Annotated in this window: 23 protein-coding genes and 1 pseudogene; 10 read left to right on the plus strand and 14 right to left on the minus strand. The window is 69.6% G+C overall.

Going from position 1 to position 18,512, the window contains the following annotated elements; all coding sequences use genetic code 11:
* Positions 1-64 precede the first annotated feature (64 nt).
* Both FLX08_RS12985 and FLX08_RS12990 read left to right on the plus strand, forming a co-directional pair.
* Positions 65-1,021, plus strand: coding sequence for a carbohydrate ABC transporter permease (locus tag FLX08_RS12985; RefSeq protein ID WP_142619088.1), 957 nt, complete (start codon positions 65-67; stop codon positions 1,019-1,021).
* A gap of 10 nt (positions 1,022-1,031) precedes the next feature.
* Positions 1,032-1,874, plus strand: coding sequence for a carbohydrate ABC transporter permease (locus FLX08_RS12990; protein WP_076437094.1), 843 nt, complete (start codon positions 1,032-1,034; stop codon positions 1,872-1,874).
* A gap of 60 nt (positions 1,875-1,934) precedes the next feature.
* On the opposite strand, the gene FLX08_RS12995 is transcribed toward FLX08_RS12990, so the two are convergent.
* From FLX08_RS12995 to FLX08_RS41350, 4 genes are all read right to left on the minus strand, one after another.
* Positions 1,935-2,366: a hypothetical protein gene (locus FLX08_RS12995; protein ID WP_142619089.1), complete on the minus strand. Its 432-nt coding sequence runs from the start codon at positions 2,364-2,366 to the stop codon at positions 1,935-1,937.
* A 432-nt stretch (positions 2,367-2,798) separates the two neighbouring features.
* Positions 2,799-3,725 (minus strand): helix-turn-helix domain-containing protein, encoded by a 927-nt coding sequence (locus tag FLX08_RS13000; RefSeq protein WP_341874325.1) that lies wholly within the window; start codon positions 3,723-3,725, stop codon positions 2,799-2,801.
* 41 nt (positions 3,726-3,766) lie between these two features.
* Positions 3,767-4,645 (minus strand): alpha/beta fold hydrolase, encoded by an 879-nt coding sequence (locus FLX08_RS13005; RefSeq protein ID WP_142619091.1) that lies wholly within the window; start codon positions 4,643-4,645, stop codon positions 3,767-3,769.
* 137 nt (positions 4,646-4,782) lie between these two features.
* A complete protein-coding gene (locus FLX08_RS41350) occupies positions 4,783-5,061 on the minus strand; it encodes a DUF1330 domain-containing protein (protein WP_208761417.1) in 279 nt (92 codons plus the stop codon).
* 240 nt (positions 5,062-5,301) lie between these two features.
* Here FLX08_RS41350 and FLX08_RS13015 point away from each other — a divergent pair, with 240 nt between their 5' ends.
* On the plus strand, positions 5,302-5,865 hold the full coding sequence (locus FLX08_RS13015; RefSeq protein ID WP_142619092.1) for a TetR/AcrR family transcriptional regulator: 564 nt from the start codon (positions 5,302-5,304) through the stop codon (positions 5,863-5,865).
* 75 nt (positions 5,866-5,940) lie between these two features.
* Here FLX08_RS13015 and FLX08_RS13020 read toward each other — a convergent pair.
* A pseudogene (locus FLX08_RS13020) lies at positions 5,941-6,105 on the minus strand (mycothiol transferase); the annotation flags it as partial.
* A gap of 142 nt (positions 6,106-6,247) precedes the next feature.
* Between FLX08_RS13020 and FLX08_RS13025 the strand changes: the two are divergent.
* Positions 6,248-6,655: a hypothetical protein gene (locus FLX08_RS13025; protein ID WP_142619093.1), complete on the plus strand. Its 408-nt coding sequence runs from the start codon at positions 6,248-6,250 to the stop codon at positions 6,653-6,655.
* A complete protein-coding gene (locus FLX08_RS13030) occupies positions 6,652-7,029 on the plus strand; it encodes a helix-turn-helix domain-containing protein (protein ID WP_142619094.1) in 378 nt (125 codons plus the stop codon). The genes FLX08_RS13025 and FLX08_RS13030 overlap by 4 nt, the downstream gene beginning before the upstream one ends.
* A 386-nt stretch (positions 7,030-7,415) precedes the next feature.
* On the opposite strand, the gene FLX08_RS13035 is transcribed toward FLX08_RS13030, so the two are convergent.
* On the minus strand, positions 7,416-7,973 hold the full coding sequence (locus tag FLX08_RS13035; protein WP_244312607.1) for a DinB family protein: 558 nt from the start codon (positions 7,971-7,973) through the stop codon (positions 7,416-7,418).
* 96 nt (positions 7,974-8,069) lie between these two features.
* On the opposite strand from FLX08_RS13035, the gene FLX08_RS13040 reads away from it, so the two are divergent.
* Positions 8,070-9,023 (plus strand): helix-turn-helix transcriptional regulator, encoded by a 954-nt coding sequence (locus tag FLX08_RS13040; protein WP_142619096.1) that lies wholly within the window; start codon positions 8,070-8,072, stop codon positions 9,021-9,023.
* 15 nt (positions 9,024-9,038) lie between these two features.
* On the opposite strand, the gene FLX08_RS13045 is transcribed toward FLX08_RS13040, so the two are convergent.
* Positions 9,039-10,211: a hypothetical protein gene (locus tag FLX08_RS13045; RefSeq protein WP_142619097.1), complete on the minus strand. Its 1,173-nt coding sequence runs from the start codon at positions 10,209-10,211 to the stop codon at positions 9,039-9,041.
* Positions 10,212-10,272: 61 nt separating this feature from the next.
* Positions 10,273-12,543: an LLM class flavin-dependent oxidoreductase gene (locus tag FLX08_RS13050; protein ID WP_142619098.1), complete on the minus strand. Its 2,271-nt coding sequence runs from the start codon at positions 12,541-12,543 to the stop codon at positions 10,273-10,275.
* 89 nt (positions 12,544-12,632) lie between these two features.
* Between FLX08_RS13050 and FLX08_RS13055 the strand changes: the two genes are divergently transcribed.
* A complete protein-coding gene (locus FLX08_RS13055) occupies positions 12,633-13,160 on the plus strand; it encodes a MarR family winged helix-turn-helix transcriptional regulator (RefSeq protein ID WP_142619099.1) in 528 nt (175 codons plus the stop codon).
* Between the two features lie 29 nt (positions 13,161-13,189).
* Here FLX08_RS13055 and FLX08_RS13060 read toward each other — a convergent pair whose 3' ends face one another.
* Positions 13,190-13,642, minus strand: coding sequence for a MarR family winged helix-turn-helix transcriptional regulator (locus FLX08_RS13060; RefSeq protein WP_244312608.1), 453 nt, complete (start codon positions 13,640-13,642; stop codon positions 13,190-13,192).
* 93 nt (positions 13,643-13,735) lie between these two features.
* Between FLX08_RS13060 and FLX08_RS13065 the strand changes: the two genes are divergently transcribed.
* Positions 13,736-14,191, plus strand: a complete 456-nt coding sequence (locus tag FLX08_RS13065; protein WP_142619100.1) for an SgcJ/EcaC family oxidoreductase — start codon at positions 13,736-13,738, stop codon at positions 14,189-14,191.
* A 19-nt stretch (positions 14,192-14,210) separates the two neighbouring features.
* On the opposite strand, the gene FLX08_RS13070 is transcribed toward FLX08_RS13065, so the two are convergent.
* Positions 14,211-14,672, minus strand: a complete 462-nt coding sequence (locus FLX08_RS13070) for an Lrp/AsnC family transcriptional regulator (RefSeq protein ID WP_142619101.1) — start codon at positions 14,670-14,672, stop codon at positions 14,211-14,213.
* A gap of 93 nt (positions 14,673-14,765) precedes the next feature.
* Here FLX08_RS13070 and FLX08_RS13075 point away from each other — a divergent pair, with 93 nt between their 5' ends.
* Both FLX08_RS13075 and FLX08_RS13080 read left to right on the plus strand, forming a co-directional pair.
* On the plus strand, positions 14,766-15,614 hold the full coding sequence (locus FLX08_RS13075) for a TIGR03619 family F420-dependent LLM class oxidoreductase (protein WP_142619102.1): 849 nt from the start codon (positions 14,766-14,768) through the stop codon (positions 15,612-15,614).
* Entirely contained in the window at positions 15,611-16,036 is a 426-nt protein-coding gene (locus FLX08_RS13080) for a nucleoside deaminase (protein ID WP_142619103.1), read from the plus strand. Before FLX08_RS13075 ends, FLX08_RS13080 begins: the two co-directional genes overlap by 4 nt.
* A 10-nt stretch (positions 16,037-16,046) precedes the next feature.
* Here FLX08_RS13080 and FLX08_RS13085 read toward each other — a convergent pair whose 3' ends face one another.
* From FLX08_RS13085 to FLX08_RS13100, 4 genes are all read right to left on the minus strand, one after another.
* Positions 16,047-16,595, minus strand: coding sequence for a dihydrofolate reductase family protein (locus FLX08_RS13085; RefSeq protein WP_142619104.1), 549 nt, complete (start codon positions 16,593-16,595; stop codon positions 16,047-16,049).
* Between the two features lie 95 nt (positions 16,596-16,690).
* Positions 16,691-17,230, minus strand: coding sequence for an NUDIX domain-containing protein (locus FLX08_RS13090; RefSeq protein WP_244312609.1), 540 nt, complete (start codon positions 17,228-17,230; stop codon positions 16,691-16,693).
* A 56-nt stretch (positions 17,231-17,286) separates the two neighbouring features.
* Positions 17,287-17,850, minus strand: a complete 564-nt coding sequence (locus FLX08_RS13095) for a dihydrofolate reductase family protein (protein ID WP_142619105.1) — start codon at positions 17,848-17,850, stop codon at positions 17,287-17,289.
* A gap of 210 nt (positions 17,851-18,060) precedes the next feature.
* Positions 18,061-18,483: a hypothetical protein gene (locus FLX08_RS13100; RefSeq protein ID WP_142619106.1), complete on the minus strand. Its 423-nt coding sequence runs from the start codon at positions 18,481-18,483 to the stop codon at positions 18,061-18,063.
* Positions 18,484-18,512: the final 29 nt, after the last annotated feature.

Consider the following 18,512-nt stretch of genomic DNA (forward strand, 5'->3'; position numbering starts at 1 on the left):
TCGCGTACGCCGCCGGCTCGGGCCGTCCCCACGCCCGCGCCGGCGGCGAGGAAGTGAGCAGACCGTGACGACGAGCATCAGCGCCACCAAGGCGGGCCTGCCCCCGGCCCCGCCGGCGGAGACGGCGCGGCGTCGTTTCACCGAGATCGTCGCCCCCTACGCCTACATCGCCCCGTTCTTCGTGCTCTTCGCGGTGTTCGGCCTCATCCCGCTGCTGTTCACCTTCTACGTGGCGCTGTTCGACTGGAACCCGATCGGCGAGCACGTGTTCGTCGGCCTGGACAACTTCAGCCGGCTGGTCGGGGACGTGCGGTTCTGGAACGCGGCGCGCAACACCGTGAGCATCTGGCTGCTGTCCACAGTGCCGCAGTTGCTGGTCGCGCTGGTGCTCGCGCATCTGCTCAACCACGTGCGGCTGCGCCTCGCTCTGTTCTTCCGCATGACGATGCTCGTGCCGTACATCACCTCGGTGGCCGCCACCGCCATCGTGTTCGCCCAGATGTTCGACCGTGACTACGGGTTGCTGAACTGGCTGCTCGGTTTGGTGGGTTTCGAGCACATCGACTTCACCCAGTCGGTGGCGGGGAGCCATGTGCTGATCGCGGTCATGGTGACCTGGCGGTGGTTCGGCTACACGACGCTCCTCTACCTGGCTTCCCTGCAGGCCGTTCCCCGGGCGATCTACGAGGCGGCCGCTGTTGACGGGGCCGGAAATGTGCGGCAGTTCCTGCACATCTCCCTCCCCGCGTTACGCCCGGTCATCGTGTTCACGATCGTGACCTCGACGATCGGCGGGCTGCAGATCTTCACCGAGGCCCTGCTCTTGAACCGCGGCGCGGCCAACACCTGCGGGCCGATCCGTCAGTGCCAGACGCTCACGCTCTTCCTGTTCGAGCAGGGGTTCATCCAGTTCAAGTTCGGTTACGCCGCGGCGATCGGCGTGGCGCTGTTCGTGATGGTCGTCGCGCTCGCCGGTCTCAACTACTTCCTGTCCACCCGGATCCGCCCGGTCAAGGGCTGAGGGGGCGATCATGCGCACGACGAGGCCACGCTCCGGTGACCGTGTCCGATGGTGGGTCTACGCGCTGCTGGCGCTCGCCGCCTTCGCCTGCCTGTTCCCCCTGTACTGGATGTTCATCGTCGCCACCACCGACACCGCGACGGCGATCAAGCTGCCGCCCGAGATCGTGCCGGGCGGCAACTTCTTCCACCTCGCCGGCCTGGTGTTCTCGACCGTGCCGTTCGTCCGGTCGATCGTCAACAGCCTGATCGTGGCCGGGTCGATCGGCGTGGGCCAGGCGGTGCTGTGCGCGCTGGCAGGCTTCGCGTTCGCCAAGATGCGCTTCCGCGGCCGCAACGCGCTGTTCCTGTTCGTCGTCCTGACGATGACCGTGCCGACCCAGCTCGCCATCGTCCCCCAGTACATGATCATCTCGTCGCTCGGCTGGGTGGACACGCTCCAGGCGCTGATCGTCCCCGGGCTTGCCAACGCCTTCGGCATCTTCTGGATGCGCCAGCACATCGCGTCCGCGATCAGTGACGAGATCCTTCAGGCGGCCCGCATCGACGGGGCTTCGACCTGGCAGATCTTCTGGCGCGTCGCGTTTCCGCTGGTGCGTCCCGCCGCCTTCGTGCTCGGTCTGCTGGGCTTCGTCACCGCGTGGAACGACTTCCTGTGGCCGTTCGTGGTGCTGAAGTCGCCGGAGATGTACACCGTCCAGATCGCGATCAAGGCGTTGCAGAACAGCTTCAACATCGACCTCGGCCTCGCCATGTCCGGCTCCTTCCTCGCCACCCTCCCGCTGCTCGTCCTGTTCGTCTTCGTCGGGCGGCGCATGGTGGCCGGGATCATGAACGGTGCCTTCAAGGGCTGAGGCCGCCGGCCCCCTGTAGCCGGCCGCCTCGGCTCAGCGCGGCGGCCGGCCCGTTCAGAGTCAGGTCTGGATCTGCTTCTCGTTCCAGGTGTAGTAGATGTAGGTGCTGCCGGGCCCGGTCATCGTGCCGTAGACCTGCCAGAAGCTGTTGGGGTCGAGGGAGTAGCGGAAGACCTTGTCTCCGGGCCGGTCGTCCACGAACACGGTCTGTGTCCCGTTGTTCCAGATCCGTACCTCGATGGTGAACGTCTCGGTGTCCGGGATGTCGAGGCAGACCTCATACGTGTACGCCAGCGGACCGCCGATGTTGTAGCTGCGACCGTCCACCGCCGGCCGCTGGACATTGGTGGGGACGTAGCTGGTCAGAGTCCGTGTGTATCCGCCCGTGGAGCAGTCGACCGCGGGGGTGGCCGCGGACGCGGGACCGATGCCGGTGAGCGTGGCGCCGAGGACGCCGGTGGCGACGGCGAGAACGGAGATGGTGCGCTTCATGCCTCTCCTCATCCGTGCGGGACCCTTCGTCAAATAGTTGAAGGATGAACTGATTCTGGCGTGGTCGCCTTATCCCGACAAGTCCGGACAAGAATCCCTGAAAATTTCAGTCAAGCGGGTCGCGTCCAACTGCTGGACCCGGCCGCACTGGAAAAATCGGTTCATATCAGAGCCCGCGATGGGACGGATTCACAGCACCATCCCGGCTTGGGACAGGTCCGTAGAAGCGCCGCATCGCCGTCATGCCGGGCCACTGTCCGATGAGGATCGGGTGTTCCTCATTGCCGTTATCAACGCCGGAACCGCGTCGCCATTGCGCATCCGGCCAATGCGGCGAGCCGGACCGATTGTGCCTTTTTGTGCGGCCCTTCAAGGGTCGGGCCGCCCCCACCTCTTCATCCGCCCCGTACATCCCGGAGCCGCGCGTACGGCTCAGCCGTGGGCGCGCATGGCGGCGACCAGCCAGGTGAAGGCGGGTACGGCCGGCGGAGCGGGCGCACGGCCGTTGAGCACGGCCATCAGCTCCCAGTAGCGCTCCACCCGGGCGTCGGCGACGGTCTCGAGCCAGCGGCGCAGCTCGTCGCGTTCGGCGGCCGGCACGCCGGGCTTGATGATCCGGTCGAGAACCGCGCGGCCTTCGGCCGAGTCCGGCGCGATGGACTCGGCCGTCGCCCGGCCGGCGTGCCGCAGGGCCAGGGCACGGAGTTCGTAGCCGTGGCGCGACGCCACGGGTGAGGCGCCGGCCAGGGCGATCCGCCGGAGCCGTTGCCGGAAGTCCTCGTCGGCGACCAGGTCGGTCAGCTCGATCCAGGCGTCCACCTGGTCCGGCGCCGGATCGTCCGGCAGCTCGTCGGGCAGCTCCCGCATCCACTCCGCGACCACCTCGGCGTCGCCGTCCAGCGCGATCCCCGAGAACGTGTTCTCGACGAACTCGTCGATGACCTGCTGCCGCTGGGCGGCGGACAGATGGGCGAGCTTGTGCGTCATCGTCGTCTCCTCGGTTGTGCCGCCGCGCTTGGCGATCGTGCGGAGCACGGCGCGGCGAAGCTTCAGAGCCCTGATCTCCGCGTCCAGCGCCTGGGCGTGCACCTCGGCGACCTCGGCCACCGTCGCCTGCCGCGCCAGGATGCGCCGTACGGCCTCCAGCCCGATGCCGAGTTCGCGCAGGGCCCGGACCAGGTCGAACCGGGCCACTGCGGCGGCGTCGTAGAGGCGGTATCCACCGGCCGAGCGGCCGGTGGGTGCGATCAGGCCGCTGTCGGACCAGAAGCGGATGGTGTGCACCGAAAGACCGGTACGCCGAGCGATCTGGCCTACGGTGTACAGCTCTGTTCCGTCAGTCACACGACGAGCCTGCACCTTCGAGCGGCTCGAGACTCAAGCCGGACGACGTACGCGGCTCAGGCGCGCGCGAATTCGAGGATCGCGCCGACGAACTCCTGGGGCTGTTCGAGATGGCCCATGTGCCCGCTGTTCTCGAGCACCTTCAGGCGGGAACCCGTGATGATCTCGTGAGCGAGGCGTGCCCAGCGCGTGCCGCCGAAGAAGTCGTGCACACCGGAAATGATCAGCGTGGGGACGTCGAGCGAGCGGAGCTGGTCCCGTACGTCGAACGGCGCGGGCTCCTCGCCGCGCATCGGGTCGATCCAGGCGCTCAGGCCGGCGCGCAGTGGCTCCAGGCCCTGCTCGTTCGTCCAGTAGTCGCCGAAGTACAGCGGGAGGATCTCCCGCAGGGACGTGGTGTACGCCTCGTCGTCCTGGGCCGCCAGCGCTCGCTGGAACGCGGCCGGGATCTCGCCGGCCGCGGGCCGGTGGGGGAGGCGCTGTGGAAACCTGCCGATGTTCGCCATCGCGTCGGCCCAGAACTCCTCTCCCGTGACCGGCGAGGTGGAGTAGAGGATCGCTCCGGCGACGCGATCGGGGTGATCGAGCGCGTAACGCTGGACGACGAATCCGCCGTGCGAGTGGCCGAGCAGGTAGACCTTGGGCGCGCCCAGGTGCTCGACCACGCCATGGACGAACCGGGCGTAGGTGTCGATCCGGTAGTCACGGCTGTCGTCGAGGCGGCCGGAGGACCCGGTGCCGATCGGCTCCAGATAGACCATGGTCAGGTGCTCTTCCAGGGCCGGCATCCGCAGGTACTCCCAGGCGATGCCCGGGCCGCCCGAGTGCACCAGGCACACCGGGCCGGTGCCCGCGACGTGGAAGACCTGCCGCGTTCCCTCGATGCTGATCTCATGCCTGCCCTGCGCGAGGGAGCGGGAGATGGTGGAGCTCATGCGTCATCCCTTGTATTTCAGCCGACGACCGATTGACGGACTCGGACGGGGACACTTCGCCGACTCGGCGGTCGTCGCGAGATCGGGACTCATGGGAGGGTTTCCCCGTCCGTGATGCGCGCAGGCGGTCTCCCGCCTCACACGAGCGGCTGGCGAGGCGGGGGGGCTCGGTGACGCCTGCTGAACTGTACCGTTGCCGCCGGCGGATCTTGTGACCGGCCTCGGCGTACGGATCGGGGCCGTGCGCCGACGACCGTGCCGGGCCAGGCTCCCTCCACGACGCTGACCTCGCCGTTGGCGAGCCACCTGCCGCCGTAGGGCTTCACGGTGGCCTCGACCTGTTCGAGGTAGGACAGGCCCGCTTCGTTGGGGATGTCCCCGGGGATGCGGAGGTGGTTGATCAGGTAGGTGCTCATGTCGGCCATCCCGTCGAGTGGCTGCGCACGCGAGTTCGCCGCAGCGTCTTTAGATTACAGTCGTAATCTAAGTAGGGCGTACGGGTGGCCGGGTTTCGTGACGCACCTCACGGTGAGTCTCCGGCTGGCCCGCCCGGTATAGATTGCGCTTGTAATCCGGTTTTCCGCGGTACGCCGCCCCCCGGACACCTGGCATCAAGCCTCCGACACGTTCTCGATCGGAGCGACGAGGGATCGAAGATGAGCCGAGCATCACAGGCCGAGGCACGGGCCAACCGACAGCGTGTGGTGGAATCCGCCTCGCGACTCTTCCGTGAGAAGGGCGTGCGCGACGTGAGCGTCGCCGACGTCATGCAGTCGGTCGGCATGACGCAGGGCGGCTTCTACAAGCAGTTCGCCTCCAAGGCGGCGCTCGTCGACGAGGCCACGGCCGAGGCGTTCTCCGACATGCTGCGGCGTCTGGCGGCCTTGGACGGCGACCACGCCGGTCACGATGCCGCGTGGTCGTCGCTGATCGACGCCTACCTGTCACCCGAAGCACGTGACGACCCCGGCAACGGATGCCCGGCGGCCGGGTTCGCCGGCGACTTCGCCCGGGATCCCGAATGGCGCGACACCTACGCCGCCGGGATCCGCGACATGGCCGGGTGGATCGCTCCCGGGGACACCGGACTGGCGGCCCTGTCCACTCTCGTGGGCGCCCTCCTGCTCGCCCGGGCGACGGCGGGCACCCCTGTCTCCGAAGAGATCCTGCGCGCGGCGAGGAAGGCGGCGGCCCGGCTGACCGAGACACCTGAGCAGTGATCGGCACAGCCGGAGTCTCGGCCGGGTGAGCTTCGGGCAGGGCCCTCAGGCGAGGGGCCTGCCCGTTCTCGCGGCTCAGCCCATGCTCTTGGCGCCGTCCAGGGACTCCCGGATGATGTCGGCGTGGCCGGCGTGCTGGGCGGTCTCGGCGATGATGTTCGCCAGCACGCGGCGGGCCGACCAGCGCGCACCCGGCTCGAACCACGGGGCCTTCGGCAGCGGTCTGGGGGTTTGCATCGACAGCTTGGAGTTACACCACCCAAGGGGACGTCACCCGGGCGCGCTGGGGCAAGTCGGGGGTCCGATTGGACGGGGTGCTGAGAAGGTTCACCTTTTTGATATGACGTGCAAGTCATATGCCTTCCATGCCATACTGTGGGCTGTGGACATCGACTGGCCGGCTGACTTCGGGGCCTGGCTCGACCGGCTTGAGGCGGAAGCGAGGGCAGGTGACCATCGATCTCGACTGAAGCTGGTCCTCACCGCCCGGGCATTGGATCAGCTGCGGAAGCTGGCCGAACCTCCACACAGAGACGAGGAGACGGCCACGCTCCGGTGGGTACGCCAGTCACGGCGCTATCCGCTGTGGCGAGTCTCGCACGCCTACCATCCGGAGGTGGCGATCCGGTTGATTTGCTGGTTTCCGCCCGAAAGCGGGACAGTCGTCGTCGCGCTGTTCGCCGGTGACAAGGCCCGGATCGGGGATGTTTTCTACAACAGCGTCGCCACCCGGGCGGACGCCCTCATCGCTCAGTGGAAACGGGAAACCTCGTACGAGGAGAAGCCATGACCGAGCCGGAGCGGACCTTCGTCCGCGGCAATGACCACCTGGAGCGACTCCTGGCTGATCCGGACATCGCGGCCGAGGTCGCCAAGGCACACGAGTCGGCCGAGGAGATGGATCGCGTCCACGCGATGAACCTCGCGATGATCCGCAAGGCCGGGCAGATGACCCAGGTGGAGGTGGCCAGGAAGCTCGGGGTCGGCCAAGGGGTCGTCTCCCGCCTGGAGAACCGTAACGACATGCTGCTGTCCACGCTGTTCGATTATCTGGTGGCCACCGGTGCCGAGGGTGCCAGCATCGTAGTCACCGTCCACGGGCGCCGGATTGAGTTGGACCTCGCACAACTGCGCCAGTCCCAGCCCGAGCAGCGCTCAGCTTGAATTCAGCTGACAGAGCGCAGGACGGTGGCGCTGTTTCAGGGCGTGAAACGGCGACGTAGAGCGCTCGCAGAGCACGTGCCGGCGCTGGTAGGCGGTCAGCAGATGGCTGGGGCCCCGTACGGGGTTCAGATGCTGCGCCCACAGCCGATGGCGAAAGAGCTGACTTCGCGTTCGAGCTCGGTCATTGTCGCCGCCAGCGAGGTATCGAGCGCGGCGACCATGCGCTCCTCCAGAAGGGTGAGCCCTTGCTTCTGGGGCACGCCCAGCAGGACGGCCTATAGGTAGATCGAGCGCAGGTACAGCTCCGTGATCGGGCACAGCCGGAGTCTCGGCCGGGTGAGCTTCGGGCAGGGCCCTCAGGCGAGGGGCCTGCCCGTTCTCGCGGCTCAGCCCATGCTCTTGGCGCCGTCCAGGGACTCCCGGATGATGTCGGCGTGGCCGGCGTGCTGGGCGGTCTCGGCGATGATGTTCGCCAGCACGCGGCGGGCCGACCAGCGCGCACCCGGCTCGAACCACGGGGCCTTCGGCAGCGGCCAGGTCGCGCCGAGGTCGGGCAGGGTGGCCACCACTTCGTCCGTACGGCGGGCCACCTCGGCGTAGGCGGCCAGCACGCCGGAGAGCGTCTCGCCGGGCCGCATGTGGAACTGGCCGGTCCACCAGGTCTGCTCGGCCTCGGTCATGGTCGCGGCGTCGCCCATCGCCGACGGGCCGTTCAGGATGAAGTCCACCCAATTGCGCTCGACCAGGGTCACGTGCTTGATCAGGCCGCCCAGGCACAGCTCGCTGGCCGTGGTCCGCTGCGCGGCCTGCTCGTCGGTCAGGTCGCGGGTGGTGAAGCGCAGGAAGTGCCGGCTCTGGGCCAGCGCCGCCAGCAGGTCGGCGCGCTCGCCGCCGACGGCCGGGGCGTCGTCGAGGTCGCCGATGCTCGTCTCGGTGGTGGTCACGGGCTCCGCCTTCCGTTGTTCCGTTCGTCGGTCGGTGACCACGCTAGGGACCATAGCGGTCACTTTCTGGCCTGAATCGACGCGACAATCGAGAACATGGCGAACACCAGCTCGCGGACGCTGCGGTTGCTCTCCCTGCTCCAGACCCACCGCTACTGGCAGGGTGGGGAGCTGGCCGAACGGCTGGGAGTCTCCGTACGCACCCTGCGCCGGGACGTCGACCGGCTGCGCGAGCTGGGTTATCCGGTCGAGGCGCAGCGCGGGGTCGACGGCGGCTATCAGCTCGCCGCCGGGGCGGCGCTGCCGCCGCTGGTCATCGACGACGAGGAAGCGGTCGCGCTGGCCGTGGGACTGCAGACCGCCGTTCTCGGGGCGGTGGAGGGCATCGCGGAGTCGTCGGTGCGGGTGCTGGCCAAGGTGGTGCAGGTGATGCCCGCCCGGTTGCGGCACAGGGTCGAGGCGCTGCGCACGATGACCGTGCCGGCCGGATGGGACGGCCAGGACGGGACGAGCGTCGACCCGGGCGTGCTCACCGCGGCCGCGCTGGCCTGCCGCGACCGTGAACGGCTCCGCATCACCTACACCTCCGCGGACGGCACGCGGACCGAGCGGCACGTCGAACCGCATCGGCTGGTCCGTCTCGGCCGCCGCTGGTATCTGGTCGCGTTCGACCTCACCCGGCACGACTGGCGGAGCTTCCGGGTCGACCGGCTCGTCGGGCCCGAGAGCACCGGCGCCCGGTTTCGTCCCCGCGAGCTGCCGGCCGCCGACGCCGCCGACTTCGTCCGCGCCGGCCTGGACAACCTGCCGCGTCCCTACCGGGTGGAGGTGCTCGCCGACGCCCCGGCCTCCGTCGCGCGCGAGCGCATCGGCCGGTGGTGCACCGTCGAGGAGGTCGACGCCGGGCACTGCCGCATCCGGATGACCACGCACTCCCTGGATTGGCCCATCATGTCGCTGGGCGTGCTCGGCGCGGACTTCCACGTCGTCCACCCGCCCGAACTGCTCGACCGCGTCCACGAATGGGCGGCCCGGTTCCAACGCGCCTGACGCCCTGGGGGCGTCCTACCAGTCGCGTACGGCGTCCACTCCGGCCGCGAGAATGTCCGCCGCCGATTCGAGCCGTACACCGAGGGCCCGTTCGGCGTCGCTCACCATGACGTCGAGGGCGGCGTAGAGCTCCTCGCGTTCCACGGTCTCGATGAATCCCGTCCGTCGATCGAGCAGGTTGAAGGCCTCGCCATACTCGCGGCCGATCTCGTGCAGCCGGGCCGGCCGGTCTTCCTGAGAGCCGTCGGAAAGCGCCGCGATCAGCGCCGCCCGCGTCTTCTTGTACTGCGCCACGGCCTTTCTGAAGCAGGTCCTGCTGATCTGCTCGCGACCATCCCAGTGGCGCAACGGGTTGTCGCGGTTCTCCGCGATCCATTCGGGTGTGCGGGCGGCGGTGATGTCGACGTAGGTGCCGTACGCGACCTGGGGTCGCCATCTGGACCGCATGGCCACGGCGTACTCGTGCGGGATGCTGCCCAGATACAACAACTCCAGCGCGGGAACGTGTTCGGGCAGCAGAGCATCGGACGCGCTCATGCCGAAGAGATCGGTGATCCACAGCTGCCGGAGCGAGGCCAGCCGGTTGAGACCCGACGCGTGGACGAGCAGGCCGAGATCGCCGGACAGGGAGAGCGTCGTCAGTTCGGGAAAGTGCTCGGCGAGCCGCTCGCAGTCGAGCGACTCGACCTCCGTGACGCGCAGGTGCCTGATGTCCCGGCGGGGTTCGACCGGCTCGCTCGTCATCCGGCCGACGTCCGTGCCCGTGATGCTCAGCTCGCGAGGATCCGACCAGGGGGTGCGCTCGCCCCTGTCCCGGCGCCTCTGCAGGGCGAGCCGCTCGCCGAGCCGCCATCCGGTCGAATAGCTCTGCGCGGGCTCGCTGCACAACAGCGGCAACGAGCCGATGACCCTGTAACTGCGAGGCAGGACCCACTCGTAGTTGCAATGGGACAGGTGATCGCCCCAGTTCGTGTGCGTCAACACCAGGGGCGACACCTCACCGAGGTCCGCCACGGAGGTGGGCTCCGGCCCCGACCAGTCCAGATCGAGCACTCCCGCCATCTGCCCGTCCGGGTCGAGGCCGGTGATCTGCGCGGCCGTCCACGCGTCGAGAGTCTCGGAGAACGCGATGACGATGTCCCCCGGTGCGATCGGCCGCGGGGGTGAGCTCGGCTTCCGACCGGACATGCCTGAAGGGTAGTCGGCACGTGGATCACCCGCACAGACGGGTGATCCACTCACCCGTCTGTCACTCGTCCGCCGGGGGGATGGGGAAGTTGGCGCGGAACACGTTGTCCGGGTCGTAGGCGCGCTTGACCTGCCGCAGCCGGGCGAGGTTGGCTTCGCCGAACGCGTCGAGCAGACGTTCTGGCCGGGTGTCGGTGTCGAAGGACAGATAGAGGCCGTCGGTATACGGCGCGACCTCGGCGTCCCAGGCGGCGTTCACGGCCGATTGAGAGGCGCCCATCGCGGTGAGCGCGAAGTTCTGGTGCCGGTGCGGATAGGCGGTCGCGTCGGGAGCCAGGTCGTGCGATGCTCCGCCGGTGGCGCGTATCTGCATGAAGTAGGACACCCCGGAGTTCGCCATCCGCTCGAAGGCGCGGCTCACGTCACCGTCGAGATGGCTGACCAGTCCGGAGCGTACGGCGGGGTTCCCGCCGCCGGTGTGGTGTTTCTCGGCCGGCTGCACAACGCCCGAATAGGGCAGCACGTATCCCTCGTGCCCCAGCAGCGGGGCGGCCTCGGCGAGCCGTTCGAGCTCGCTCACCGCGGCCTCGGTGTCCGCGCCGGCGTACACGGTCAGGAGCTGGGCGACCGCCTCCCGGCCGCGGCGCGGCGGGGAGAGGATGAGGAAGCTCGTCAGCTCGCGCGGCGCCTTCTCGACCGCCGCGCCCCAGCGTTCCAGGAGCCCGGCCGTGTCGCGGGCGTCCAGGGTCATCTGCGAGAAGACGATGTCGCCGAGCTCCATCGCCTCGATCTCGACCCAGGTGACCACGCCGAGGTTGCCCCCGGCGCCGCGCAGGCCCCAGAACAGGTCGGGGTGCTCCTCCTGCGAGGCGTGCAGCACCCGCCCGTCGGCGGTCACGACCTCCGCGGCGACGACGCGGTCGATCGTCAGGCCGAACTTGCGCCCGAGCAAGCCGATGCCGCCCGTCGTCGCGAGGCCGCCCACGCCCACGCCGCCGAAGTCGCCCGAGCTGATCGCCCAGCCGTACGGCACCAGCGCCTCGGCGACCTCGCCCCACGTCGCGCCCGCGCCCAGCCGCACCCGGCGGGTGGCCGGATCCACGACCTCGACGGCGTTGAGCGCGCCGACGTCGAGCACGATGCCGCCGTCGTTCGTGGAACGGCCGCTGATCCCGTGCCCGCCGGAGCGTACGCCGAACGGGACGTCCTGGGACCGGGCGTACGCGAGCCCCTCGACGACCTGGCCGGTCGTCCGGGGGCGCAGCACCAGGCCGGGGGATCCGGTGCGCAGGTAGTTGTGCCGCACGGACTCGTAGGCGCGGTCGCCGGGCTCGACGGTGTCGGCCGCGAGGCTCGCCGGGACCCTGTCGTAGTCGATCCCCTCGCGGCGCAGTGCGATGGCGGCGGCGCCGCGGCGGGCGGTCGCGGGGACGGTGCCGGCGGCCGTCCGCTCGCGCGCCACCGCGTCCCGTACGGCGGGGGCGATCTCCTCGCCGTACACCTGGATGAGCCGCGGGTCGTCGGAGCCCAGGATGAAGGTGCCGATGCCGTCCTCCAGCGCCAGGGCGGTCAGCTCCTCCACCCACTGCTCGACCGGCCCCTGGAGGAAGCCCTGGCGGGTCTCGGTGACCGCGCCGCCGATGTTCAGCAGGCGACGTATCTGCGCCGGATCGCGCCCGGCCTCCGCGGCGGCCTCGTCGATGATCGTGTTGCCGCGCCGCAGGTCGCCGTCCTTGAGGTAGAAGAGCGAGGGCAGCCAGCCGTCGGCCTCGCGTGCCACCAGGCGCAGCATCCGCGGCTTGTAGGCGCCGAGCCAGACGGGGATGTCGTGCGCGGGGGCCGGGCCGCGCTTGGCGCCCGCGACGCGGTGGTGCTTGCCGTCGACGCGGAGGATGCGGCGCTCGCCCGCGTCCCAGATGCCGCGGATGATCTCGATGGCCTCTTCCAGCGCGGTCACCGACTCGGCCGGTGTCAGGCGGGTGCCGCCCATCGACTCGATCGCGTCCCAGAAGCCGCCCGCGCCGATGCCGAGGGCGAACCGGCCGCCGGACAGCAGGTCGAGCGACGCCGCGGCGCGGGCCAGCACGGCCGGCGGGCGTAGCGGCAGATTGATGACGTTGCCCGAGAGCGTGACCCGCTCGGTGCGCGCGGCGACCCAGGACAGCAGCGTCCAGGTGTCCAGGAACCCCGGCTGGTAGGGGTGGTCCTGGAACGTCACGAGGTCCAGACCGGCGGCCTCGGAGACCTGGGCGAGCCGGACCGGCCCCTGCGGGTCGCGGTTCTGGGGGGTGAGGAACGTGCCGAAGGCCAGTTCGTGGCCGTAGTCCGTCATGCCGACCTCTCCGGAAAGTAATCTGTCCAACAGACTATATGCGGCACAACTTATCGAGAAGTCATCATATTCCGCGTTAGAGTGGAGAGGTGACCACACGCGAAGCAGCCGAAACCGCGACGCACTCCCCGCAGGGTTCGTCACACGGCTCTGTGCTCGGCTGGTCCCTCGCCGTGCTGCTGCGCGAGTGGAACACGCGCGTCGAGGACGCTTCACGCGACCTGCCGCAGGGCGTGCGCGGCTATCAGGTGCTCTCCGCGGTCGTGCACGAGGCCCCGCCCACGCAGGCCGCGCTCGCCGCCCGCCTCGGCATCGACCGTACGGTCATGACCTATCTGCTCGACAAGTTCGAGGGGTGCGATCTCCTGGAGCGCAAGCAGGACCCGTCCGACCGCCGGGCGCGGCGCATCGTGCCGACCGAGCACGGCCGGCGGCTCCTCGCCGAGGTGGACGCGCGGGTCGCCAAGGCCGAGGACGAGCTGCTGTCCACCCTCCCGCCCGAGGACCGGCGGGCCCTCCTGGCGCTGCTGGAGCACGCCGCCACCGGGGCGGCCCCGGCCGGCGAGGACCGCTGCGCGGCCGTCGCGCGATCGGCCGTGCTGACCCGGGAGGAGTGACCCGGGAGGAGTGACCCGGCCGGCGTCGGTCAGTCGGCCCGCTTGTCGTTGAGCTCCGCCGTGGCCTCCACGTACGCGTCGGCGGCGCGGGCGAAGTAGTCGAAGAGGACGGCCTGCTGCTCGGGCGAGTAGCCCTGCACGATGGCGCCGATCTTCCGGCGGGCCGGGGCCAGGGCCTCGTCGAGGCCGCCAGGGCCGGCGACGAGTTCGACGATGACCTTGCGGCGGTCGTCCGGGTCGGGCGCCCGGCGCACGTAGCCCGCCTGCTCCAGGCGGTCGATCAGCCTCGTCGTGGGCCCGGTGGTCAGGCCGGTGCGCCGGCCCAGCTCGCCGGGGGTCATCGCGCCGCCCAGCCCGAGGATGTTCAGCGCGTACAGGTCGGTCGCGCCCAGGCCGACGGCCTTCGCGCCGGCGTGACCGTGCAGCATCACGGCGCTGAGGTAGCGCCGGTAGACCGCTCCCGGGTCGTCGGGTGTTGACACGTGCCGACCCCTTTCCTAATCTCTTCCTCAGAGAAGAGAAATCTCCAAAGAAGTAACTGCTTTGAAGAAGCTATCACGAAGAGGGTATGCGCCATGAACGTCTCCATCACCTCCGAGGTCGCCGCCGTCACCGCTGTTCTGGACCGCCTCACCGCCGCATGGAACGCCGGGGACGGCGCCGCGTACGGCGCGGAGTTCACCGCCGACGCCACCTACGTCACCTACGTCGGCACCCTCTATGTCGGCGGCGCCGAGATCGGCCGCGCCCACCAGGCCCTGTTCGAGAGCTTCCTCAAGGGCACCCGGCTCGCCAGTGAGATCGTCGGCGTCCGTTTCTCCGGCCCGGACACCGCCCTGGTCGTCACCCGAGGCGACGTGCACAAGGGCAGGCCCGGCAGGCTCGGCAAGATCCAGACCTACACGCTGGTCCGTCAGGCGGACGGCGGCTGGAAGGTGGCCGCCTTCCAGAACACCAAGCACAAGGCCCTCATGGAGGCCGTCTCGTTCAAGGCCCAGCCCGCCACCAGGCCCGCCGCCGTCTCGTCCTGAGCGTGGTCGGGGACCTCGCCTACCCGCCCGGCGGCGCGGGAGCATGCGGTCCCCGGTAGGGGAGCGTCTCGCTGTAGACGATGTTGGTGGTGGTGCTGCCGAACCGGGCGAGCTCGTCCATCACCTTCTCCAGGTGGGCCATGGAGGTCGCGGCGACCTTCAGTGTGTAGCAGTCGTCGCCGGTGGTGCGCAGGCACTCCAGGATCTCCGTACGCTCGCCGAGCAGCCGGTGCAGCGGCTCGTGCCGGTTGCCCGGATATTTCAGCCGCACCACGGCGAGCACGGCATATCCGACCTTCCCCAGGTCGACGACCGCGCGATAGCCGCTGATGACGCCGGCCGCCTCCAGCCGCCGTACGCGTTCGGTCGTCGCGGAGGGGCTGAGGCTGACCCGCCGTGCCAGCTCGGTGAGCGGCACCCGGCCGTCGCGCTGCAGCTCGGCCAGGATGGACCAGTCGGTCGCGTCGAGACTCTCGGCCATCGGCCGAATATACCGGGGGATCCACGGCGGAACCGCCGACAAGCAGGGAGTTCTTTCTTCCGGATGGCGTGATCGCCTCAATAGGCTGGTGCGGTGAAACTAGGCGTCAACGTCCCGAACTTCGGGCCGGGCACCCGGCCCGGCGTGCTGCGCGGCTGGGCCGAGACGGTGGAGGGGCTCGGGTTCGACCTGCTCATGGTGTCCGATCACGTCGTGGTGACCCCCGACGTGGCCGAGCAGTATCCCGCGCCGTTCTACGAGCCCTTCACCACGCTGTCGTGGCTCGCCGGGATCACCACCAGGATCAGGCTGGGCACCACCGTGCTGATCGTGCCCTACCGCCACCCGCTGCTGACCGCCCGGATGGCGGCCAACCTCCAGGATCTGAGCGGGGGACGGCTCGTCCTCGGCGTGGGGGTCGGCTGGGCCAGGCAGGAGTTCGAGGCGCTGGGCGTGCCGTACGAGCGGCGCGGCGCGCTGACCGACGAGCACCTGCGCGCGATGCGCCTGGCCTGGCAGGACGAGGAGGACTACCGCGCCGGGCACATTCCGATCTGGGTCGGCGGCGGCAGCGACGCCGCTCTGCGCAGGGCGGTGCTCCTCGGCGACGCGTGGCATCCCCTGCGCTTCACCCTCCCGTGGCTGGACGAGCGGATGGACCGGCTGGCCGCCGTCGCGGAGAGCCTGGGGCGTCCCGCCCCCGTGCTCGCGCCGCGCATCCTGCTGCGCCTCACCGCCACCCCGGTGACGGGCGAGGGCCGAAGAGCAGGCGAGGGCACCCTCGACCAGGTCATGGACGACCTGGAACGGCTGCGCCTCCTGGGCGCCGAGACCGTGCTGCTCGACCCCTATCAGGGGGACCCCGAAGAGACGAACCATCCGGAGGCGGCGTGGCACATGCTCGAAACCGTGGCCGCCGCTCACACGAAGGAGCATTCATGACACCCGCCGACGAGAAGTTCCTCCGCAGGGCGATCGAGCTGGCCGCCGAGGCGCGGGCGGGCGGCAACCCGCCGTTCGGCTCGCTGCTGGCGGGCCCGGACGGCGACGTGCTCGCCGAGGAGCGCAACACCTCGATCACGGAGGCCGACATCACCGCGCATCCCGAGCTGAAGCTCGCGCGCTGGGCCGCCCGCGAGCTCGACCCGGGCGCCGCGGCCGGCACCACCATGTATACGAGCTGCCAGCCGTGCGGCATGTGCGCGGGCGCCATCGAACGCTCCGGGCTCGGCCGTGTCGTCTTCGCACTCTCCACCGAGCAGCTCGGCACGCTCAAGCCGCCGGCCGGCCCGTCGTCCTTCCGGCAGGAGGGGCCGGCGCTCTTCGACGAGGCGCGCGTGCCGGTCGAGGGGTACTACCTCTGACGCGCTGCTCTCAGCCGGCGTCCGGGACGTAGCTCAGGTTGAGCACGCCGGTCGTGAACGTCTCCGACTTCACCAGCTTCAGCTTGTGGGCCGGGGTGTCCTCGAACAGCCGCTGCCCCCGGCCGACGACGATCGGGTGGACGAGCAGGTTCAGCTCGTCGAGCAGCCCGTTGGCGAGCAGCCACCGCACGGTCGTCGCGCTGCCGGACATCTGCAGGTCGCCGCCCTGGATCTGCTCCTTGAGCTCGCGCAGGCGCGCGGCGACGTCGCCGTTGACGACGCTGGTGTTGTTCCAGTCCGCCTTCTCGAGGGTGGACGACACGACGTACTTGGGGGCGCTGTTGAAGGCCGCGGCGATCTCCGGGTCCTGGTCCGTCGTCGTCCAGTAGGCGGACCACTCGTCGTAGAGCCTGCGGCCCATCAGCATCCCGGCCGAGGTCTGCATGCCCGCCTGGACCACGGCGCCCATCTCGTCGTTCCAGTAGGGGAAGTGCCACTGGTCGGGCGACTCGACGACGCCGTCGAGCGAGATGAAGAAGTTGGCGACGATCCTGGCCATGTGCTCCGCTCCTTAAGCCGTGTGACGGTGGCTGCAGAGGGAGGCTAGGCGGGGACGCCCGCGCGGGTCTTGTAGAAAAACGACACGGCCCGCGGCTACGGCCTGCGCAGCCGCCAGAGCAGGTAGGCGGCGACGGACGAGGAGTCGCTGACGACGCCGTCGAGGATCATCTGCTCGAACTCGGTGTGGTGCACCCACCGCTGGCGCATGTCCTGCTCGGTGTGCTCGCGGCGGGGTTCGCCCTTGGTGAGGCCGGTGGCCACGTAGACGTGCAGCCCCTGGTCGGTCATTCCGTGGGCGCTGTCCATGCGTCCCAGGTAGCGCAGCCGGTCGGCCCGGAGCCCGGTCTCCTCCACCAGCTCGCGCCGGGCCTCGTCCTCACGGCTGTCCGCCTCGGCCGACCCCTGCGGGAAGCTCCACGAACGGCGGCCGATCGGATAGCGGTATTCCTCCACGATGTGGAAGCCGTCGTCCTCCTCCGGCACGATCAGCACGAAGTCGGGCCTTACCACGTATCCGTACAGGCCGGGAGAGCCGTCGGGGTGCTCGATCGCGTCCTCACGGACGGTCATCCACGGGTTGGTGTAGACGATGCGGGAGGACACCTGCCGGATCACGGGCTGTGCTTCGGTCACGTGGCCGGATCCTACCCACGCTCGGGCCGTACGTCCGTGAGCGCTCGGCCCGGCGGTCACTTCTCCGTGGTCTGGCCGGCGGCGGGCCGGTAGGCGAGGGACAGCACGCCGGTCGGGAAGGTCTCCGAGGACGCGAGCGTCATCGGGATCTCCAGGCCCTCCTCGAACAGGTGCTGGCCCTTGCCCACGACGATCGGGTGGACCAGCAGCCGGAGCTCGTCGAGCAGGTCGTGCCGCATCAGCGAGCGCACGAGGTTGGTGCTGCCGCTGATGCCGATCGTCCTGCCCGGCTGCTGCTTGAGCTTGGTGATCTCCTCGACGAAGTCGCCGGTGACGAGGGTGGAGTTGTGCCATTCGACCGTGTCGAGGGTCGAGGAGACGACGTACTTGGGGATGTCGTTGATGAAGTCGGCGAAGGGGTCGTCCGTGCCGGCCTTGGCGGGCCAGTAGGCCGCCCAGCTCTCGTACATGACCCGGCCCATCATCATCGCGTCCGACTCGGACATCAGCGCGCCGACGGCCGCGCCCATCTCCTCGCTGAAGTAGGGGAAGTGCCACTGATCGGGCGCCTCGACGACGCCGTCGAGGGACATGAAGAAGCTGGCGACGATCTTGCGCATCTGGATCTCCTCGGTCTCGCGCTTGCGTGACCCCAGACTCGCAGCCGACCACTTCCACTGTCAAGACAATTCTTTTTTTCGGTGCCACGGTGGGTGCGGGTGGCGCCGGGCGGGATATGCCCCTGCCGATATCCCGCCTGGTGATCCGTCCGCTCGCCCTGGAGAGGACGACGGGCGCGGGTGTGGCCCCGCGCCCGCCGGCCGTCGGGGTCAGGTCCAGTTGCGCAGCCGGATCGAGAGCATGCAGTTGTCGGAGACGGCCTCCAGCCTGTACTGGTGGCCGACCGTGAGGTTGTAGACCTTGAACGTCGTGCTGCTGGTCGCGAGATACTTGGTGCCTCCCGCCGCCCAGCTCCAGTTGTTCGAGATGTCGTACAGGTCCCAGCGGACGTGGCAGACCAGGGCGCCGCTGGGATTCAGCTTCACCTCAAGCCATCTCTCCGAGCTGTGCGGCTCCAGCGTCCCCGCCCCACACGAGATAAGCGGAGGGGCGTTGTTGCAGCTGCGGGTGCCGTACGGCTCCGCCGAGGCCGGCCCGGCGACCAGCACCGTGCCCAGGAACGCCGACGCCATGATCCCCGCCGCCGTCAGCCGCCGGAACGAGATCCGCGTTCCGCTTCCGTGTGTGGCCATCGTGTCTCCTCTTCGTGGTCCGAACGGCT

It is taken from the genome of Microbispora hainanensis (assembly GCF_006874475.1).
In the GTDB taxonomy this organism is placed as follows: domain Bacteria; phylum Actinomycetota; class Actinomycetes; order Streptosporangiales; family Streptosporangiaceae; genus Microbispora; species Microbispora hainanensis.